Source organism: Marinobacter sp. NSM (assembly GCF_052380025.1).
Classification (GTDB): domain Bacteria; phylum Pseudomonadota; class Gammaproteobacteria; order Pseudomonadales; family Oleiphilaceae; genus Marinobacter.
On the sequence record NZ_JBQTCK010000005.1, the window covers coordinates 68,607 to 86,739 of the forward strand.

Annotated in this window: 13 protein-coding genes; 5 read left to right on the plus strand and 8 right to left on the minus strand. The window is 57.1% G+C overall.

The features are described from left to right. Window position 1: 1 nt before the first annotated feature. A complete protein-coding gene (locus ACTZWX_RS12280) occupies window positions 2–1,228 on the minus strand; it encodes a pyridoxal phosphate-dependent aminotransferase (protein WP_444714180.1) in 1,227 nt (408 codons plus the stop codon). 204 nt (window positions 1,229–1,432) lie between these two features. Between ACTZWX_RS12280 and ACTZWX_RS12285 the strand changes: the two genes are divergently transcribed. Next, complete coding sequence (locus tag ACTZWX_RS12285) at window positions 1,433–2,410, plus strand: D-2-hydroxyacid dehydrogenase (RefSeq protein WP_444714181.1); 978 nt, start codon at window positions 1,433–1,435, stop codon at window positions 2,408–2,410. Between the two features lie 118 nt (window positions 2,411–2,528). Here ACTZWX_RS12285 and ACTZWX_RS12290 read toward each other — a convergent pair whose 3' ends face one another. From ACTZWX_RS12290 to ACTZWX_RS12310, 5 genes are all read right to left on the minus strand, one after another. Beyond that, a complete protein-coding gene (locus tag ACTZWX_RS12290) occupies window positions 2,529–3,614 on the minus strand; it encodes a fatty acid desaturase family protein (protein WP_444714182.1) in 1,086 nt (361 codons plus the stop codon). A gap of 351 nt (window positions 3,615–3,965) precedes the next feature. Then, entirely contained in the window at window positions 3,966–4,631 is a 666-nt protein-coding gene (locus tag ACTZWX_RS12295) for a LuxR C-terminal-related transcriptional regulator (protein ID WP_058090659.1), read from the minus strand. 41 nt (window positions 4,632–4,672) lie between these two features. Next, window positions 4,673–6,622 carry an acetate--CoA ligase gene (gene acs, locus ACTZWX_RS12300; RefSeq protein WP_444714183.1) on the minus strand — a complete coding sequence of 650 codons (1,950 nt, stop codon included), beginning with the start codon at window positions 6,620–6,622 and terminating at the stop codon, window positions 4,673–4,675. A 301-nt stretch (window positions 6,623–6,923) separates the two neighbouring features. Continuing rightward, window positions 6,924–8,462 (minus strand): fatty acyl-CoA reductase, encoded by a 1,539-nt coding sequence (locus tag ACTZWX_RS12305; protein ID WP_444714184.1) that lies wholly within the window; start codon window positions 8,460–8,462, stop codon window positions 6,924–6,926. A gap of 253 nt (window positions 8,463–8,715) precedes the next feature. Continuing rightward, on the minus strand, window positions 8,716–9,948 hold the full coding sequence (locus ACTZWX_RS12310) for an AAA family ATPase (RefSeq protein WP_444714185.1): 1,233 nt from the start codon (window positions 9,946–9,948) through the stop codon (window positions 8,716–8,718). A gap of 320 nt (window positions 9,949–10,268) precedes the next feature. Between ACTZWX_RS12310 and ACTZWX_RS12315 the strand changes: the two genes are divergently transcribed. The 4 genes from ACTZWX_RS12315 (at window position 10,269) to ACTZWX_RS12330 (ending at window position 16,385) form a co-directional block, all read left to right on the plus strand. Continuing rightward, window positions 10,269–12,245 carry an HDOD domain-containing protein gene (locus ACTZWX_RS12315; protein ID WP_444714186.1) on the plus strand — a complete coding sequence of 659 codons (1,977 nt, stop codon included), beginning with the start codon at window positions 10,269–10,271 and terminating at the stop codon, window positions 12,243–12,245. 21 nt (window positions 12,246–12,266) lie between these two features. Next, complete coding sequence (locus ACTZWX_RS12320) at window positions 12,267–14,444, plus strand: putative bifunctional diguanylate cyclase/phosphodiesterase (protein ID WP_444714187.1); 2,178 nt, start codon at window positions 12,267–12,269, stop codon at window positions 14,442–14,444. A 234-nt stretch (window positions 14,445–14,678) separates the two neighbouring features. Continuing rightward, on the plus strand, window positions 14,679–15,332 hold the full coding sequence (locus ACTZWX_RS12325; RefSeq protein WP_444714188.1) for a class I SAM-dependent methyltransferase: 654 nt from the start codon (window positions 14,679–14,681) through the stop codon (window positions 15,330–15,332). 45 nt (window positions 15,333–15,377) lie between these two features. Beyond that, the gene (locus ACTZWX_RS12330) at window positions 15,378–16,385 is read left to right on the plus strand and encodes a DUF2156 domain-containing protein (protein ID WP_444714189.1); all 1,008 of its coding nucleotides are present in this window, start codon (window positions 15,378–15,380) and stop codon (window positions 16,383–16,385) included. Here ACTZWX_RS12330 and murI read toward each other — a convergent pair. Both murI and nudC read right to left on the minus strand, forming a co-directional pair. After that, a complete protein-coding gene (murI, locus tag ACTZWX_RS12335; RefSeq protein WP_444714190.1) occupies window positions 16,363–17,208 on the minus strand; it encodes a glutamate racemase in 846 nt (281 codons plus the stop codon). The genes ACTZWX_RS12330 and murI overlap by 23 nt on opposite strands. Next, window positions 17,208–18,038 carry an NAD(+) diphosphatase gene (gene nudC, locus ACTZWX_RS12340; protein WP_444714191.1) on the minus strand — a complete coding sequence of 277 codons (831 nt, stop codon included), beginning with the start codon at window positions 18,036–18,038 and terminating at the stop codon, window positions 17,208–17,210. Before nudC ends, murI begins: the two co-directional genes overlap by 1 nt. Between the last annotated feature and the right edge of the window lie 95 nt (window positions 18,039–18,133).

Below are 18,133 nucleotides of genomic sequence, written 5' to 3' on the forward strand. Positions count from 1 at the left end.
TTCAGAACTGCTGCTTGGCCATCCAGGGGATGATCCGGTCGAACGCCTCTTCCATTCGCTCACAGGTCGTCGAGAAGCTGAAGCGTAAAGCATTCGTGCAGCTTTCCCCAAAGGCATCACCCGGCACCACACACACACCGGTTTCCTTGAGCATCCTCAGCGCCAGATCGGAACCATCCACATGGGGCGGCAAATCCGGAAACGCGAAGAAAGCACCACCGGGCTTGTAGCCGGTCAGATAGGGTGTTTGATCAATCAACTCAACAATCTTGTCCCGGCGCTCCCGGTAGATATGCACCATATCGCGCACGCACTGCTGGTCTGCCGTCAGCGCCGCGACCCCGGCAAACTGGGAGGGTGTATTGGCCACCGAGGTGGTGAACATGTGATAGCGACGGAGCGACTTGATGGCCGCCTGGCTGGAGATCACCCAGCCCACCCGCAGGCCCGCCATGCTGTAGGTTTTCGAGAAACTGCTGATGCACATGATATTGTCCAGATCCATGGAGCAATTCAGAACACTGGCAAAATCGTCATCATCAAAAATCAGATGGTCGTACACCTCATCCGCGTATACCTGTATGCCACGATAGGCACATTCCTCCAGAATGGTTTCTACCGTACTGCGCGGGTACACAGCCCCGGTGGGGTTATTGGGGTTATTCAGAATCAGCGCAAACGTCCGCGGCCCCATGGCACGGATCACCTCATCCGGGTCCAGCTGGTGATTGTTCTCCGCTCTGGTGGGTACAAACTTCACCTCACCGCCGGTCATCCGGATCAGGGGGGCATAAAGCAGAAACGACGGGTCCGTCACGATAAACTGCCGGCCGGGCGCCGAGGTGGCCGAAATAGCCAGGTACATAGCCTCGGTCGCACCACTGGTCACCAGGATATTGTCGCGAGTGAGCTTGCGGTTGTAGCGCTTGCCGTAGTAATCCCGCAGGGCCACCAGCAGCTCCGGCAGGCCGGCATCCATGGTGTAGCCGGTTTGCCCGGCATTCAGTGCGTCAATATAGGCATCAATAACGTGCTTGGGTGTTGGCAGATCCGGCTGCCCGATGGACAAGTGAATCACATCCTTCATGGTGGACGCCATATTCACCAGGCGACGAATCCCCGAAACAGGAATGGCCTGCATGGCCGGGTTCCAGCTGGCTTTGTTCTTGCGGTACTTCACCTTCCGCGGTTTGGTCTCGCCGGAATCCTTGTTCACGGATTCTGCCATACGCACCTCCTGACAACAGGGTAAATAAAGACCTACCCCTGCAGGTTAGTCAGTAAAAATCGCCGGTACAAGGCAACCGGGACTAAAGACTCAACAAACCCGCCCGGGCACGGAGGCCGTCAAGCCAGGTTGACCCACACCCACTCGCCTACCAGACTGTAACGATGGATTAAAACCAATCGTTGCTATTCCTGCGGAGGTGAAATGACAGCGTCCAACAAACCGGTTGTCACCGTTCTTACAGCGCCCGGCGAGGCCCCGCCCCCGGGCATTGAGGCCATCCAGGCCAGGGCGGAAGTACGCTTCGCCAGTGACGAACAAACACTGCGAGATACCCTTCCAGGCACCGATGTGATGATGGTGACCGACTTCCGAACGGAAGCTCTGGAAGCCGCCTGGCCAACCGCAGACAGGCTGAAATGGATTCACGCCACCAGCGCCGGGGTAGATGCACTCATGTTCCCGGCGCTAATCAAAAGCGACGTTACCGTGACTAATGCCCGGGGTATTTTCGACCGGACCATAGCCGAGTATGTGCTTTGCAGCATTCTGATGTTCGCCAAGGATTTCCCCCGGTCTATCCGTTTACAACTGAACCACGAGTGGAAGCATCGGGACACGGAACGGGCCGAAGGCAAGCAGGTGCTGGTAGTGGGCGCCGGCTCCATCGGCCGCCAGATCGGCCGACTAGTTAACGCCGCAGGCATGCATGCCCATGGCATTGCCCGCACGCCCCGGCAGAAAGACCCGGACTTTGTAGCGGTGCACGGCAACGATGAATTGTATGACCAGTTGAGCCATGCGGACTTTGTGGTGATTGCCGCACCACTGACACCGCAAACCGAGGGGCTGTTCGACAGCAAGGCGTTTGCGGCGATGAAAAAGTCAGCCAGGCTGATCAATATCGGCCGCGGGCCGATTGTGAAGACGGATGACCTGATCAAAGCTCTGGACGATGGTGAGATTGCCGGGGCAGCATTGGATGTTTTCGAGGAGGAGCCGTTACCGAAGGATCATCCGCTCTGGGAGCGGGACAATGTGATCATGACAGCGCACATGGCGGGCGATTTCATCGGCTGGAAGCGGGCGCTGACGGACCAGTTCCTGGAGAACTTTGACCGCTGGCACAAGGGTGGCGAGCTGTTCAACCTTGTTAACAAGGAGCTTGGGTACGCCGGTTAGCCTTTGTGATCGCCGCTCGGGTTCTTTGCCGTTTGGGTCAGAGTCCGGAGCGGAGCTTACATGGACGTATTTACTGCGTGTTTCGGAAGGCACCCTCCGACCCGCTCACATCCCCAAGTTATCGGTTGGCCGCCGAAAACTCCCGCTGCAACGGCAACAAGTCGAAAACACGAGTCTCGTCGTTGGGGTCCACAAGCTCCGTGGCGGACTTGTAAACCCGAGGCGTGGTGTAGAGCATTTTCAGAGCCTTACCATGAGGCATCGCCATGTAACGCTCAGGCTCGTTGTCCTCCAACCACTTCCGAACCCGCGGCGCCATGTTGTGGGCCATTTTCGGGAAAAAATGGTGTTCGATGTGATGACTGAACCGGAAATGCAATCGATCAAGAACCGGATTGCTGCGCAGGCTCATGGAGTTATCCAACGGATTATTCGTCGGCGTTTGCGGCCGCAGGAAGTGATTGGTCAGGATATAGCCCTGCCCCAAGGCATTGGCCGTCATGAACGGAATCAGCACGGTAAACACCGCCAGCGGGCCTGAGACAACCGCCAGGGCAGCCCACAACACCACACACAGGAACACCTGAGCAATGGCCAGATTGCGGTTAAAGCCCTTAAACTGCTTTCGATGTTTCGCCTGAATCCACAGCACCAGCTGGGCATGAAAAGTGAACGAATAGGTCAGAAACAGATAGCTGTACCAGGTGCCTGAACCCGGGGCCAGCTTGTGAAACTTCTTCTGCCCGGGATTGGTTTTATAACGGCGCAGGGTGCCGAAGCTGTCCGGATCTGTATCTCCGGTGTTGGTGTTGCCGTGATGCACCACATTGTGCCACTTACGCCAGAACTCCGGCGGCACCATCAACGGACCAAAACCCAGCCAGCCAAAGAAATTCTGCCAACGCCGGCTCATGCCCAAGGCGCCGTGCAACACCTCGTGGGCCAACAACGCCTGGCAACCAATGGTATGCCCCACCAGCAACGCCACGCCAAGATTGGCATACCAGGGCAACCCCGCCATCAGAATCGCCGCCAGCCCACCCCAGATGATCGCCTGCAGGGGCAAGAACCAGATCACCCGCCAGGTCTGGGCCTTGAACGTATCAGCGGGAAGCTCCTTCTTCATCCGGTCCCGAAGCTCCCGCTCGTCCGGCTTACCATAAACCACGGCCTCCGCCGCTCCCGGTTTCACTGCTGCGTTCATTTTTCACCTTTGCTTAGTTGAATCGTGGGTAGAATAGATTTACAGCGTACATGTGTGCGCCGAAATTACACCACGATATTCAATTAAACAATGGCAGAACGAGAAATATTTTATTTCTCCGAAAACCAAAAGCACATCTGTACGCCAAATACCGGAGCGCAGACGGAGGTCATGGGCAGGGAGGGCTTTCTGAAACCCTGCGGAGCCAGGGATGGCGGAGCGGAGCGTACAGGGACGTATTCACAGCGTGTTTCAGAAAGCCCTCCCTGCCCATGACCATGCACCCGATTCCGAAACAAAAAAAGGAGCCCGAAGGCTCCTTTTCTCGATGAAAACTCAAAAATCTGAAAGTCAGCCCCCCGAAAGCGACTGCTCCGAAGGATCAAGCTCCATCTGCTGAATGGCAATCACCGCCTGAGTCCGGTTACGAACACCAAGCTTACGGAACACCGCCGTGATATGGGCCTTGATGGTGGCTTCTGACACATCCAGATCATAGGCAATCTGCTTGTTCAAAAGCCCCTCAGCCAGCATCCCCAACACCCGGAACTGCTGCGGCGTCAAAGACGCCAGGCGCTCCGAGAAATCGGTGGATTCAGACTGCATCCGCTCAATCTTGTCGGCTATGCCCTCAGGCAGCCAGACATCGCCCTCCAGCACCGCCTGAATGGCCAGGGTAATGGTAGGCAGCGGTGCACTCTTGGGAATAAACCCCGAGGCACCGTAGTCAATGGAGCGACGCATGGCCTGCAAGTCTTCGGAACCCGACACAACCACCACCGGCAGCCCCGGGTACTGGCCTCGCATGAACACCAGCCCGGAGAAACCATGGGCACCCGGCATGTTCAGATCCAGCAGGATCAGGTCTGCATCCGGGTGCGACTCTACCGCCGCCTGCAGTGACTTGATGCTGTCGACCTCTACAGTCTCGACATCCGGCACCGCTTGATTGACCGCTTGTTTCAATGCAGCCCGAAACAACGGGTGATCATCAGCGACGATAATTGTTTGTGTCATTCAACAGATTCCTCACAGGTTAGGGCTGTCAGCCGCCGGTGTTACTGAAACGCCCGGCTGCTGATCAGGTCATCCACTACGCCCGGATCAGCCAGGGTCGAAGTATCTCCAAGCTGATCGTGCTCGTTCGCAGCAATCTTACGCAAAATCCTGCGCATAATCTTGCCAGAACGCGTCTTGGGCAGTCCAGGCGCCCATTGAATCACATCCGGAGACGCAATCGGGCCAATTTCTTTACGAACCCACTGAACCAGCTCTTTCTTCAGCTCGTCCGATGGCTCTTCGCCCTGCACCAGCGTCACGTAAACATAGATGCCCTGCCCCTTGATTTCATGGGGATAGCCAACCACGGCAGCCTCGGCCACCTTATCATGAGCCACCAGGGCGCTCTCAACTTCGGCCGTACCCAGACGGTGGCCAGACACGTTCAGAACGTCGTCCACCCGGCCGGTGATCCAGTAGTAGCCGTCTTCATCGCGGCGGGCACCGTCACCGGTAAAGTACATGCCCTTGTAGGTGCTGAAGTAGGTCTGGATAAACCGCTCGTGATCACCGTAAATGGTGCGCATCTGGCCCGGCCAGCTGTCCAGAATGACCAGGTTGCCCTCGGTTTTTCCTTCCAGGATGTTGCCTTCGTTATCCACCAGTGCCGGCTGAACGCCAAAGAACGGCTTGGTGGCGGAACCCGGCTTCAGGTCTACCGCGCCAGGCAGCGGGGAAATCAGAATGCCGCCGGTTTCGGTTTGCCACCAGGTGTCCACAATCGGGCACTTGCTGTTACCAATTACCCGGTGGTACCACTCCCAGGCTTCGGGGTTGATCGGCTCGCCTACCGAGCCCAACAGCTTCAGGCTTTCGCGGGTAGTGCCGTCCATGCAGGACTCGCCCTGGGCCATCAGTGCACGGATGGCGGTGGGCGCGGTGTACAGGATGTTGACCTTGTGCTTGTCGACAACCTGCCCCATGCGGGAGCTGTCCGGATAGTTCGGTACACCTTCAAACAGCAGGGTGATGGCGCCATTGGCCAGCGGGCCGTACAGAATGTAGCTGTGGCCGGTCACCCAACCGAAGTCCGCAGTACACCAGTACACGTCACCATCGTGGTAGTCGAACACATACTGGTGGGTCATGGAGGCATAGACCATGTAACCGCCAGTAGTGTGCAGAACCCCCTTCGGAGCACCGGTGGAGCCAGAGGTGTAGAGCATGAACAGCGGGTCTTCCGCGTTCATCGGCTCCGGCTCACATTCTGCCGGCGCATCCTTGATCAGATCTTCGTAACGAACGTCACGGCCTTCGGTCCAGGGTACTTCTTTATTGCCGGTATGGGTGACCACGATCACCTTGTCGACCTTGGAGTCTTCCTCGTGCTTGAGCGCGTGGTCCACGTTCTTCTTCAGCGGGATGGCCCGGCCACCACGCAAACCTTCATCAGCGGTGATCACGAAACGGGATTTGCCGTTAACCACCCGGGCAGCGAGCGCTTCCGGGGAGAAACCACCGAACACCACCGAGTGAATCGCACCGATCCGAGCACAGGCCAGCATGGCAACCGCGGTCTGCACAATCATTGGCATGTAGATGGTGACCACATCACCTTTCTTTACGCCCTGGGCTTTGAGCGCATTGGCAAACTTGCAGGTCTCTTCGTACAGCTCCCGGTAGGTAACGTTGCGGGATACCGAAGGGTCGTCGCCTTCAAAGATGATGGCCGTCTGATCGCCGCGTTTCTCCAGGTGGCGGTCCAGACAGTTGGCGGAGGCGTTCAGTACACCGTCTTCAAACCATTTGATGGACAGGTTGTTGTAATCGTAGGTGCTGTTCTTGACCTTGCTGTAGGGCTTAATCCAGTCAAGGCGCTTGCCGTGCTCACCCCAGAACGTATCCGGGTCTTCTACGGACTGGCGATACATTTGTTCATATTGCTCTTTGCTGACCAGTGCACGCTCGGCAACTTCCGGACTCACCGGATATACCTGTTTATCAGTCATTGTGCTCCCCCTTAATCAGAGTCTGTTGTCATTGTCGGTTTTTTAAAATTCAGGGTGGTCGGGCGATTTTTGCCCTTAAGACAGATGCATGTAGTTCAACATGTGTGCCACCGCACAATGAATTAGACTAACGTCCTAACCTACCGCCATTTTCGGGCTAACCCGTTCAGCAATGCGTCGATCAAGGCAGGGTCTAGCAGCTTTAACAGCGGCTTTATCAAGAATAGTTGCAGATCGGGGAATGGCAAAACATGACGTGGGGAGAGCAGGCCCGGCCGCTGGCCGGACCCAGGAAGGATGATCAGGCAGCTTTTTTGCGCTGCTTGGAAGCCCGGAGACTGTAGACCTTTCTTTCTTTCAGGGCATAGCGGTTCAAACCCGCCAGGTGTATCTTGCGCAGATAGACTTCCCAATCAATTTGGCGTGCGTCCACCGGGAAAAGCCCCTTGTCGACCTCACCCATTCTGGCAGACAACGCCTGCAGTTCATCGTTGTGGAAGATGTAATCCGGGGCTGTGTAAAAACCAAAAATAGTGGCCAGTGACTGGGTGGTATCCAGGTTCTTGAGCATTTTCAGGTCACGGGAATTACCCAACAACTTCAATACCTTGTCCGTCACACTCAGGGGCAGGCGCACACCGCTCACCACCAGGTCAAACAGGGTTCGGTTAACCGCAATGAACGGCTTGCTGGGCTGCCGGTAGAACAGATGATCGTAGGCGGCGTAATTGGCTTTGGATTCCGCCATCAGGTGGTCGATGAACTGCCCCAGTGAGACCGGATTGGAGCTGCCACTGCAGCACTGGTAGATCCTGCGCCGATCAGGTTCTGCCAGGGCCTCGGAAAGCGACAAAACAATCGCATTGGCCACCAGATCCACCGGAATGACATCAATCACGCCCGAGCGCTTACCCGGGAACAGGGTCACCTTCTCCCGGGCGTAGGCCAGGATAATGGCATCCGCTACCTTGACGCCTTCAATCCAGCCAGGGGCAGGCTCTTCCAGAGCACTTTCAATGATGGAGGGCCGCACAATGGTCAGGCTGCGGCCGTTCAGCGCCTTCATCAACAGTTGTTCGCCCAACCACTTGGTAAAGGTATAGGTGTCGCTCCAGCCGTAGCGGTTTGCTTCCCGAATACCCAGGTCCACCAATTTCTTTTCAAGGGTTTTACCGGAGTAACGGGCGCGAACATCGGCAATTTTGTCTTGCAGCAGCTGCACCAGCTCTTCAATTTCGTAATAGCCTTCGCCTGAACGGGGAATCGACTCACCTGCGGGCTTGATCACCGATTCGGTCACCGGCCCGGAGTTCATGCCGTTAACATAGCAGGTCGACACCTGCAAAACCGCCAGCCGGGTATTCCGTCGGGCCAGCCCGGCGATATTCTCAAGACACAGGGTGTTGATCATCAACGCCTTATCCAGCTCTTCCCGGAAGTTCACGCTGGCGGCCGAGTTGATGACAGCGTCCAGCTCTCCGGCCAGCTTCTGGCAGGCATCCTCACCCAAACCAAAACAAGGCTCAGTTACTTCACCGGTAATGCAGTGAACCCGCTCTTCGAGGAATGTTTCAAACCCGTCTGCATCAGTGCTTCTGAGGTGATCAAATATCGATGAGGTGGCAATTTCGTTAACAAAGCGGCTGCGGGCATCCGGGTGGCGCTTATTACCCCGAATCAGCAAGTAGATGCCTCCGATGTCCGGAACGGTCCTGATCAGCTTCTCCAGAACAACCTTTCCCAGGAAGCCGGTGGTTCCGGTAATCAGCACCCGCTTGCCACGGAGCTGCCCGAGCACCTTCGACGGAGATTCTTTATGATTCACTTGCTGGTTTGCCATGGTAGAACTCCTTCTCTGAAATCGATGTCACCAGCGATCAACGCCGGTAAAAAGTCGCGGGGGGCGGTTTCCTTTGCCCCGACATGAGTGCATCCATCCTGCATCCGCCTGTCAGAGCTGCCTGCATAATGCGGGCCACAGTTCCGGTCAATTCTTGCACAGCGATCGTGACAGGGCGGTGACAGACTGCAAAATTACGACACACAAACCCCAAATAAAATGACCAAATAATGGTCAGGTGGTCGTGGTGATATCAGGAGCGGGTTCGATCTTTGCCCGCAAGGGAACGTAGCAGGTCGTCCAGGGAAACATTCGACGGTTTTTCACGCAGCACGCGAAGTAATTGATCCTGCTCACCAAAGCTGACTCGATCGTACAGCGGGCCCTCAATCTGGTACAGGGGATCAGTTGGCTCTGGCTGAGCCGACGGCGACGCCAGTTCACCGGCGAGGTGTCGCAGATGGGCGGCCAGCCGGTCTCGATCGGTCCGGCCCAAATGATCCCAATTCATGGACGCCAGGCCGGTTTGCACAATTTCCACGGTATCGGCATCGGGATTGCGCCCCAACAGTGCAAACAGACGGGTAAATGCGTCATAGCGGAGCATGACGTCGTCCGGCTTCGCTGACAGCAATGCTTCCAGTTGGCCGACCAGAGCCCGGCATTGCTGGCCAACGAATTCTCCACCGGGCACGCCTGGAGTGGCTGTTTCGCCCTGCTCGGATTGCCGGCGCGCAGCCTGATGCCAGTAAGCCGCGATACCGCCTTTGCGCCGGGGCAGTGCCGCGAGGTTAACATTGAGCATTTCCGCCAGCGTGTGAAACTGCCGACAGGAAGGATCAGAGGTTGGCAACAAAGTCACCGGGTTCTGGTCGAGTACCGACTGCCGAAGCGTTTCGTCCCGCCACAAAGCCCCCAGGTAATGCAATGTCCACTGCAGATGCCGCTGGCAGGCACCATTCAAACGCTGGAACACCGATCGAGCCTGGCTGGCACCCTGCGCCATATTTACGATCACGGACGGCTTGCGCCGGTACCCTCGGCGCTTGAGAACTTTCATTAGCGAGAAAGCATCGGTGAGTGAGGCTGGGTCCGGGGTTACCACCACACAGGCCAACTCTGCCGCTGCGATCATATGAAGACCGACAGCCTGCAGTCCGGATGCCGTGTCGATAATCACATAGTCGTAGCAATGCTCCAGCTCATGCAGCGACTTGAGGAGTTTCAGGCTGTCTCCGCGGGTCATTTCCATGCACGCCTGAACCCCGGAGGCACCGGGAACAATATCCAGCCCGTAGTGGGTTTGCAGAATGGCATCGGCCAGACCACACCGGCCGGCGATCACATCGGCAAGCGTGCGTTCAGGGTAAAGCCCCACCAAAAGGCTTACGTTGGCAAGATCTGTGTCCGCGTCCAGCAGCAGCACCTTCTGCCCGGCTTTAGCCAAGGCAAGCGCCAGATTGACGGCCACGGTGCTCTTTCCCACTCCACCTTTACCGCCTGTTACTGCGATGGTCCTTGGTTGGCGCAACTTTTGCGTTCCCTCGTAGCTTGAACAACCGAAAACAGACAAATCTCGAGACTTGTCACTGTAAGCGACATTTTAACCTGTAAAAAGGTTACACATATCACAGACTTGATAATACCCTGTTTAAAAAATCAACAACAACGGTTTAATACTGGCGGATTATTGTCTAGGCTCACTGACTTATAAGAAGAATGAACACCCTGTCATAAAAGCTTGATACACAACAGGGCACCTTACTCGCAACGATAATGACGCGAGGCAAGGACAAAGGGCGCGCGATGAGTAATGCGATGGATATTGCAGCTGACCTTCAACTACCGAGCCTGCCGGAGGTCACCTTGCGGGCGCTGAAAGCATGTCAGGCCGGGGACAGCTACCGCGAAATCAGTCAGATTGTTGCCACCGACACCGCGCTGGTTGCCCGGCTTCTGTCATTGGCCAACTCCGCCCTGTACAGAACCAATCCTCCCATCCACTCTGTCGAGCAAGCGCTTCTTCGCCTGGGTACCCGCCGCTTCCAGACCCTGCTGCTGACGTCGGCGTTACGCCAACTGCTGTTCGAACTTGGCGGTGACGAGTGGCAACAATTGCGGGATTTTTGGCGCCACTCCCTGACCACCGCCCTCACCGCCAGAGCCCTGGCCACACTCACTCGCTACCCGAGCCCTGAGGAAGCTTTCCTGCTTGGCATGGTTCATAACATTGGTGAACTGATCGCCATTAAAACCCCGGCACAGGAACGGAGACAGGACATCCTCAATCACCAGAATGAGATTGCCGCCCGCTTTGTGACTGGCTGGGGCTTGGGGCCGCTGGCAGCCGATGCCATGCGATATCAGCAGGCGCCACCACCCCAGCTCAGAGACGCCAGCCATCTGGTAAAACTTATCAGTCTGTCTACCCGGCTTGCGCTGTCAGACTCAGCGGGCATTGCCGCCGCGGGCACCATTTTCGGGCTACGGGAGGATCTGACAAGGGAAATCTGCGGACGAATCAACGAAGAAGTTGCCACCATGGCGGCCTCTTTCGGTATCCCCCTGGACACTGCCTATCAAAGTGACGAAGGCACCCGACAGCTCAGGCAAACGCTGATTCATCAGGCGATCGCCAGCAAAGCCCTTGAGCTGCGCGCCTCAGACAGCAGCAATCCGAGCGATCTGATTGCCAGCACGGTCAACAGTCTTGGCGTTCTAACCGGGTTGCCGGCCCTGTGCTTTGGACCTGAGGCAGAGAACCTCAGGCTGCTGGCGGGCACCGGTACCAACCTGCCTGATTTGCGCCTGCATCCCCAGCCCGGCGGCAGCGTACTGAGCGAGGCGTGGAATGGCGGCACCCCCATCAGCTTGGGTGAACGTGAGCCCAGCGTGCTTGACCGCCAGCTACTGGCCATCCTGGGAACACCGTCTTTCATGGCGTTCCCGGTTCAACAGGACGGACAAGTGCTTGCCATATTTGCCCTGGGCATGGACCCCGAATCACTGGTGGCAACCACCGAACTGGTTCAACTGTTCATCCACGAACTGGCAACGCTGATCGACAGCCAGACACCCGAGGAGCCAAACGTCGATAGCCAGATTACCCATGACCGGATTCGCCGCCAGGTACACGAAGTCAGCAACCCGCTAACCATCATAAAACAGTACATTTTCCAACTTCGTGCCCGGATGAACGATGAAGCCGTTCAGGAAGATCTGGACATTATCCGGGAAGAGCTGGATCGGGCGGGTTATCTCCTGCTGCAAATCAGTACCGGCAATTCGCCCGCTACCACCAGCGGTACAGACCTGAACCCGGAACTGGAAAGCCTGGCCCGCATCCTTCAAGACAGCCTGTTCAATCAGGGCGACCGCAGCCTCAAGCTGAGCCTGTGCCGTGAAGACACCCACGTGCAGGGCAGCACATCTTGCGTGCGCCAAATCATCATTAATCTGATCCGCAATGCCGTCGAAAGCCTGGAGGCCGGCAGTGGAGAGATTGCGGTCAGTACAGCAGCACCGATAATCCAGAACCAGCGCCGCTGGGTTGAATTACAAATTACCGACAATGGCCCCGGCATTCCCGAGGCCGTCAGGCGCAACCTGTTTGCACCGGTAAACAGTTTGAAGGGCCAGGGTCACAGAGGTCTTGGCCTGAGCATTGTGAAGCAGCTGATTGATGACATGGAGGGCATCATCGCTTGTCACACGGGGCAGGAAGGCACCACCTTCCGGATTCTGCTCCCCGCGGCAGGCCACAACAAACACGATACCGACTGACGAATTAGCGGAAACAGACGAATGGCATTTGACCAGAGCAAACAGCCCCTCCCCGGGTCCGAACCGGCCAGAATTCTGGTAGCCGATGACGAACCGCGCCTGTTGGCCAACCTGGCCCAATTGCTAAGAAGCCGCGGTTTTGCAGTGACCGAAGCCAATGGTGGAAAAGAGGCCTGTGATCGGCTCGACGCCCAAGCCTTTGATCTGGCACTGCTCGACCTCAATATGCCAGACACTGATGGTTTCGCAGTGATGGAACGGATAGCCAGCCAACAGCCAGATTGCGGCGTGATTGTGGTCAGCGGCGAAGGGTCGTTCGGTACCGTCAGCCGGGCATTGCGCCGGGGAGCCCTGGACTACATACGCAAACCTTTTGATCCCGAGGAACTGCTGACCACGGTTGAGGGCGTACTGGGCAAACAGTCTCTGATCAAAGCCCACGAAATGATCCAGACCCGGCTGGAAAAATCCGAAGCCCTGCACCGCTACATCGTCAACAGTTCACCGGATATCGTATTCATGCTCGATAAAACCGGCCATATCTGTTTCATCAACAACAAGGTGGAAAGCCTGCTGGGCTATCAGCCTTCGGAGCTCTGCGGTCGTCATTTCGGGCACATTCTGGACGACCGGGACGTGGCCAGGGGCACCTACGCCCTTCAGGGGCCGGACATCTCGGTGGATAACCCCAGAACGCTGGAAGTGCGGCTTAAAACCTGCGGCAGCAGCAAGGCAACCCGGCATTTCGAAATCACTGCCTTCCCGGTAGACCCGCAAACCTGGCCCCAGACCGGCGACACCCTTGGCGGCTCGACAGCCCAGCCCGCCCGTTATTACGGCATCGCCCGGGATGTCACTGAACGTAAGGAGGCGGAAGCGTTCATCAACTTCCAAGCCTACCACGACCTGCTCACCCGACTGCCCAACCGGGCCCTGTTCAAAGATCGCCTGGAGCTGGCCATCACCCAGGCTCGGCGGGCCAAGCAAAAACTCGCCGTCATGTTCCTGGACCTGGATCGCTTCAAGGTGGTGAACGACACCCTCGGCCACGCCATGGGTGACCGCCTGCTGCAAGCCGTGACCCACAGGCTCGAGAAATGCCTGCGACGGGGCGACACCCTGTCGCGCTTCGGTGGCGACGAATTCACCCTGCTGCTGCCCTCGGTAAACAGCCCGGAAGACGCCCGGGGCATTGCCAGGAAACTGATACAGACCCTGAAAGATCCTTTCCAGCTGGGTAACCATGAAGTCTTTGTGGGGGTCAGTATTGGCATCGCAGTGTTCCCGGATGCTGGAAACTCCATGGACCAGCTGATCCAGAACGCGGATATCGCCATGTATCACGTCAAAGCCCGCGGTAAAGATGGCTATCGTTTCTATTCCGACAGCATGAGCATCAATACCGCCAACCGGCTCAGCCTTGAGCGGGATTTACGGCTGGCCCTGGAGCGAGACGAACTCAGGGTGTTCTACCAGCCTCAAGTCTGCTCTAAGACCAACCAGGTGGTAGGGCTGGAGGCTCTGGTGCGCTGGCAACATCCGGAACGGGGGCTGATCTATCCGGGCGACTTCCTGCCTCTGGCGGAAGAAACCCGGCTAATCGGCAAGCTCAGTGAGCGGGTGCTGGACCAGGCCTGCAGAGACGTAGGACACTGGATCAACAGCGGGCATCCAAACCTGCGCCTGGCGGTCAACCTGTCTCCCAGCCAGGTAGAACATCCGCGCTTTGTCGAGACATTGCTGGAGCAGGTCCAGTCCCATCGTTTTCCTGCCGGCAATCTGGAAATCGAGATCACCGAGAACGTGATCATGAACGATCTGGAACAGATCAGCCGGAAACTGAAAGAACTGGCGGGTTGCGGTGTACGCATCGCCATTGACGACTTCGGCACCGGCTACTCCTCCCTCAACTATTTGCACCGGCTGCCCATTCACACCCTGAAAGTGGATCAATCCTTTGTCAGGGCCATTCGCAGCGGAGAGGACGGCGCCTGCATAGTGAACGCCATCGTTGCCATGGCCCACGGCCTGAAACTGGAGATCGTCGCCGAGGGCGTGGAAACAGATGACCAGCTCAACTACCTGGCAAGCCTGGGCTGCCATCAGGTGCAGGGATTCTTCTACGGCCCCGCCCGGCCAGCGGCCGATATTGACCGGCTGCTGAGCCGCGATGGTCTGGCCTTCGCCCACACCGGATAACCGGTTTTCGATTGTAGGACACTCCTAACTAAAACATTGACCCGGTTTGCAAAGTGTTTCGATACGTTACTTTGTGTATCTGGAATTGCGCAGTACTGCACATCTTTGAACCCACCCCTTCTCTAAGCTCAGGTTATCAGTAACCGATCACCGGACTGTCCGACAGGCTGTCGGAATAACAATCACAATAACGGTGACGTTCAACCAGCGAACAAGAAGAAGGCAGCAGTCATCATGCGCGACAAGTACAAGTACATCGGCCCCGTCTATGACTTCCTGAGCAACCTGTACAGCGGCAAAAACATTCACCGCTGCAAAACCGCCATGCTCGACGTGGAAACCGTCAAACCCGGTGACCGCATCCTGTTTGCTGGCGTAGGGCACGGCCGGGACGCCATCCGCGCCGCCGAACTCGGCGCCGATGTAACCGTGGTCGACCTGTCTGAAACCATGCTGTGCAAGTTTGCCGATGCCCAGCAGAAAGAAGCGCCGAACCTGACCATACGCCGTATTCACAGCGACATCATGAAGGTGGACGAGTTTGAGCAGTACGACATGGTGGTCGCCAACTTCTTCCTCAACGTGTTTGACGAAGACATGATGGTGACAGTGCTGGAACACCTGATTCGCCTGGGCAAGGCGGACGCCCGCGTGGTGGTTGGTGACTTCTGTTACCCCACCGGCAACATCCTCGCCCGCATGTTCAAGAAGCTTTACTGGTACATGGCGGTCTTCATCTTCTGGCTGTTTGCCAACAACGCCTTCCACAAGATCTACAACTACCCGGAACACATGCAGCGCCTGGGCCTGCAAGTAACCGAGAAAAAGCATTTCAAACTTCTGAACATGGATTGCTACTGGTCGATTCTTGGCCGCAAGCAAGCCTGAATCTCTTCCGACTCAAAATAACAACAGGTTACCGGGAGCTTCATCATGTCAGATCAGATTCTTGCCCTCGACAACATCAGGGAACTGGCAGACGGCCAGTTCAGCTTCGCCGAGCGCGTCAACTACCTCAAGAAAAACGGCCAGCACTCACAGTCGTTCTCAACCCTGCAGCCGGGCATGCAGTATTTTGATGTGCCGGGTATGGGCTACATTGCCTATATGCGAAAATGGGGCGGCACCTTTGTCCTGTCAGATCCAGTGAGCGCACCCGAGCATTTCCCCGCCCTGCTGGAGAAGTTCCAGCAGACCTTTCCTAACGCCTGCTACATCCAGGTTTCGAAATCGGTGGTGGATTTTCTGCACCTTCGCTTCGGCCTGTATGGCACCCAGTTTGGCTGCGAATCCCGGATTGATCTCAGGTCCTGGAGCCTGACCGGCAAGAAGAAACAGATTCTGCGCACCGCACTTAACCAGGCCGAGAAGAACGGGATTACCGTCATGGAACGGTTCAGTGATGACCACACCCGGGAGATCTCCGAAGCCTGGATACGCACCCGCAAGTGCAAGAGCAACGAGATCCGCTTCCTGATTCGGCCCATGGAAATGGACTATCGGGAAAACGAGCGGCACTTTTACGCCTACCAGGACGGCAAGGCGGTGGGCTTTATCTATTTTGATCCCATTTACCGAAACAATGAGATCATCAGCTACGTACCTAATATCTCCCGCGCCAACGCCGATTTTCGACAGGGCATTTTCTACACGCTGATGGCCCACGCCGTGGACACCTTCAAAGCCGAAGGAGTGCCGTTCCTGGATCTTGGGCTGATTCCGTTATCGCTGGACCAGGCCACCGAGCACCAGGAAAGCCGGCTGCTGAAACGACTGCTGCATGGCATTTACGAGAAAGGCAATTTCCTATACAACTTCAAGGGACTGGAGTTCACCAAATCCCGTTTCCGGGGTGACAATTTCAAAACCTACTGCTGCCATAAACGCGCTATTCCGGCTCTGGAATTCCTCGCCATGTTCAAGCTGACCCGGCTGTTGTAACGCCGGGCCAATGCTCGCAAACCCGCGCCACTGAAATCCCCATTTCGGCCAAGAACAGGGCAACATCCGGGGGGGCGTCCCCGGTAAAGCGGGCCTCTGACACAACGCCACCGGTATCCGCTCTGGGGGTTTCCGCTGCCGCCAAACGCCCGGATTCGCCCAGCAGAAAGGCGACCCGGCGAGCGATGGCGTCACCGGAATCCACCCATGCAGTGACCTCCGGCAGGCTTTTCCGGAGCCAGGGTAACAACAGCGGATAGTGAGTACAGCCAAGCACTACGGTATCTACACCAGCCTCACGCAGCGGCGCCATGGCTTCATCCAGCTCATCCTGGGGCGGTTCTGCGCCTTGCACCAGTTGCTCTGCCCAGCACACCAGCCCAGGATGGCCAAGCCGCACCACGTCGCAGTCACTGGCAAACTCGGCAATGAGCTTATCCAGATAGGGTCGCTGTACCGTTGCCGGCGTTGCCAGTAGCCCGACCCGACCATTCACGGTGCAGGCGGCGGCGGGTTTGATCGCCGGCACCACACCCACAACCGGTAGCTCCGTCATAGCCCGCAAATGCGGAAGCACCACCGTGCTGGCGGTGTTGCAGGCGACCACGATGATGGCACAAGGCGACTGTTGCAGGCTTTGCCGGATCAGGGAGCAGCAGCGCTCAATCACCACCTGCTCGCTCTGACCGCCGTAGGGAAAACCAGCGTTATCCGCCAGATACACCAGGTCCGCACCGGGAAGCGACTGGTGAATGCGGACAGCCACACTGAGCCCGCCAACACCGGAATCGAATACCAGCACCCGAGGAGGCAAACCGGCCATCATCCGGCATCGCTCCCGTTCTCGGCAATTTCCTGTTTCATGGCACTGATCAGGCGGCCGGCAATGGTGGTATCGGGCGGAATGGGGGGATGATCGTCGGCACTGAACCAGCCGGCATCCGCCAGCTCATCTTCCTGCAGGCTGAGTTCACCACCCTGATAATCGGCAAAAAAACCCACCATCATCTGATGGGGAAAAGGCCAGGGTTGGGAACTCCGGTAGCGGATATTGCAAACATCCAATCCTGTCTCTTCTTTTACTTCCCGGGCCACGGCCTGCTCAAGGCTTTCCCCAGGTTCGACAAAACCGGCAATCAGGCTGTAGAAATTCCGGGGCACCCTGGAAGACCTCGCCAGCAGGAACTGGCTGCCGCGCCGGATGACCACAATCACACAGGGTGCGATTCGGGGATACCAGGGGATATTGCAACGGCTGCACCAGCGAGCCCGCTCCCGGGGATGTGACTCGGTGCGCTCTCCGCACCGACCGCAATAGCGGTGGTCCTGCCACCACTGCAATACCTGGAAGCCGGTACTGAGCAAATCTGCAGGCGCCTCGGGTGACACCAGCAGGGCGTCCCTCAAGGTAACCAACTGGGCGCCAGGCAGCCCGGAGTCTGGCAAAGTACAAACGAACAGACGCCGGCCATTCCAGGTACCCAGGGCAAGGGCCTCCGGGCGACTGTCGCCCATTTCCGGACCGCCCCAGGCCAACAACCAGCCGTTATCCGGCTTAAGGACATTGTTACCGGAAAACGCCAGAAGCAGGTCCCCTTGCACAGGGACCTCTTCAAACCAGCCCGGCAACCACTGCTCGCTTTTGCTCACCATGCTTTTGCCTTATCAGCAACCGTTCGTCTGAGCGGCAATGTAACACATCACAACCACCAGCAAGAATCTGTATACCGCTTTCCGCACCCGCCTCA